Raw genomic sequence first — 2,595 nt, 5'->3', positions numbered from 1 at the left:
GCGCGAAGCCCACCAGCAGCGTGACCGGCTTGGCCGGCCAGTGCTCCTCGGCCGCCGCGGGCAGCAGCCCCAGCAGCACCCAGGCTGCGAGCGCGGCGCCGGCCGCGCGCATGCGTTGTCTCGTCGTCATGCGTGTCTCCTTTGTTCTGCGCGCGCCGGACTCAGTGGAATTCCGTCAGGCTGCCGAAGCCCGGGAACTGATCCTTGATGCCCATCCTGCGCAGCGCCGACCAATAGATCACCGGGCCCGAGGCGAAGACCGGCTTCCTGAGCCACTTCTCGGCATCGTTGGCCACGCGCGCATAGGCCAGGTTGGTGCCCAGCTGCAGGATCGCGTCGGGCTTGGCGGCCTCGCAGCGCAGGGTGGCCTCGGCGAGCTGCTCGTAGGTCTGCGAGGCGACGTGGATGATGCTCTTGCACTTGAGCCCCTCGACGTGCACCACCTCGAAGCCGCGCGACGTGAAATAGCTGATGGCGTTGGTCTCGATCACCGGGTAGTAGGGCGTGAGCAGCGCGATGCGCTTCGCGCCGCAGAGCTTGAAGGCCTGCTCGGCCGACTGCGCGCCCATGGTCACCGGCACGCCCGAGAGCTTCTCGAGGTGCTCGAGCAGCGCGAAGCTGCCCTTCTCGCCGCCCATGTAGCTCTGCGAGGACATGCCGAGCACGAGGTGGTCGATCAGCGCTTCCTTGAGGCGGCGCACCGAGTCGTCGAGGTTGGCCGTGACGTTGCGCATGATCACCGACCAGTCCTCGTCCTGCGCGATCTTCTGGTTCGGCACGTAGTAGCGGTCGATGGCGTTGATCACGCCGCGCGGGCGCATGTCCATCATCTCGTTCTCGACGTTCACGTTCGGTCCCGGCGTCATCACGCCGATCACGCCACGCGGGCCGAGGGCGTTGGTGTAGCGGTCGGTGTCGTGGGTCGAGCCTGCGATTTCGACGATGCCTTGCTGGAATGCATTCATAAATTGCCTTTTTAAGCTGGATTGGGAGAGTTTCGGGGGTTCAAGTGCTGCAAATGAATGCGTTCAATGTAGCGGAGGCCGGTCGGATCGGTCAACACTTTGAATTCAAATGGCCGAAAATTCTCTCTTCCGAGGGCTTCGATCGGCCATTTCATCGAAAAATGAATTCATAATTGCCCATGGCCAAAGAATTCGTTCACAACGACCTGCTCGGAAACCTGCGCGAGGTGTTCGTGCAGGGCGAGTTCCCGCCGGGCAGCAAGGTGCCCGAAGCCCTGCTGTGCGAGCGCTTCGGCATCTCGCGCACACCGCTGCGCGAGGCGCTCAAGGTGCTGGCCGCCGAGGGCCACGTCGAGTTGCTGCCCAACCGCGGCGCGCGCGTGCGCGAGCTGTCGCTCGAGGAGGTGGAGGGGCTGTTCGCGGTGGCGGGCGCGCTCGAGGCGCTGGCCGGCGAGCAGGCGGCCGCGCGCGTCACCGACGCGCAACTCGCGGAGATCACCGCGCTGCACGAGCGCATGCGCAGTGCCTTCGCGGCGCGCGACATGGCGAGCTACTACGCGCTGAACCGCGGCATCCACGAGACCATCGTGCAGGCCACGCGCAACCCGGTGCTGCTCGACCAGTACGCGCTGATCAACGCGCGCATCCGGCGCATCCGCTTCAACTCGCCGATGACGCCCGAGATCTGGTCGCGCGCGATGGCGGAACACGAGGGCATGCTCAACGCGCTGGCGCGGCGCGACGCGGCCTCGCTGTCGGGCATCCTCAAGACGCACCTGAAGCACAAGTGCGAGGCGATCCTCGAGGGGATGAAGGCCACCGCGGAGGCGACCGCGGCGCAGGCTGCGAGTGGATCGCGGCGCAAGGCGGCCTGAACGCGCAGCACCGCCTCCCCGGGGAAAGCCCCCTGCCCCCAGTCCGTCACGCTTGATACGATTTTTCCGCAAACGCCCATTCCACAGGCGTCGGAGACAAGATGGACCTGGACATCCCCAGCGGCGCCGCCGAGGCGCTGTACCGCACCATGGTGCGCATCCGCGCGTTCGAGAACGCGGCCGAGACGGCCAGCCAGGGCGGCGTGAGCGCCTATGGGCAGCAGGCCGGCGGCGCGGCCAAGGTGCGCGGGCCGCTGCACCTGTCGACCGGGCAGGAGGCGGTGCCGGCCGGCGTCTGCGCGCACCTGCGCACGAGCGACTACCTCACGTCCACCCACCGCGGCCACGGCCACACGCTGGCCAAGGGCGCCGACCTCGCGCGCATGATGTGCGAGCTGTTCGGCAAGGCCACGGGCTTCAACGGCGGCAAGGGCGGCTCGATGCACATCGCCGATTTCTCGGTCGGCATGCTGGGCGCCAACGGCGTGGTGGCGGCCGGGCTGCCGATCGCGGTGGGCGCGGCGCATGCGCAGAAAGTGCTGGGCCAGGGCGACGCCCTCACGGTCTGCTTCTTCGGCGACGGCGCGATCAACCGCGGCCCCTTCCTCGAGGCGCTGAACTGGGCCCGCGTGTACGAGCTGCCGGTGCTGTTCGTCTGCGAGGACAACCGCTGGAGCGCGACCACCGCGAGCGGCCCGATGACCGCGGGCGAAGGTGCCTCGGCGCGCGCCGAAGCGCTGGGCATCGCGGCCACG

General features: G+C 68.0%; 3 protein-coding genes. 2 read left to right on the top strand and 1 reads right to left on the bottom strand.

Translation table 11 applies throughout. The features are described 5' to 3' along the window. Nucleotides 1–161 precede the first annotated feature (161 nt). Complete coding sequence (locus AC27VN_RS38455; RefSeq protein WP_093351091.1) at nucleotides 162–965, bottom strand: maleate cis-trans isomerase family protein; 804 nt, start codon at nucleotides 963–965, stop codon at nucleotides 162–164. 179 nt (nucleotides 966–1,144) lie between these two features. On the opposite strand from AC27VN_RS38455, the gene AC27VN_RS38450 reads away from it, so the two are divergent. Together AC27VN_RS38450 and AC27VN_RS38445 are read left to right on the top strand one after the other, a co-directional pair. Further along, nucleotides 1,145–1,840 carry a GntR family transcriptional regulator gene (locus tag AC27VN_RS38450; protein WP_431510716.1) on the top strand — a complete coding sequence of 232 codons (696 nt, stop codon included), beginning with the start codon at nucleotides 1,145–1,147 and terminating at the stop codon, nucleotides 1,838–1,840. Nucleotides 1,841–1,941: 101 nt separating this feature from the next. Next, the coding region (locus AC27VN_RS38445; protein WP_490880062.1) for a thiamine pyrophosphate-dependent dehydrogenase E1 component subunit alpha at nucleotides 1,942–2,595 on the top strand (654 nt) is incomplete at its 3' end.

The sequence above is a fragment of the Variovorax sp. 20P10.2.4 genome, from assembly GCF_058244205.1.
This window is presented reverse-complemented; position numbering and strand designations above follow the sequence as displayed.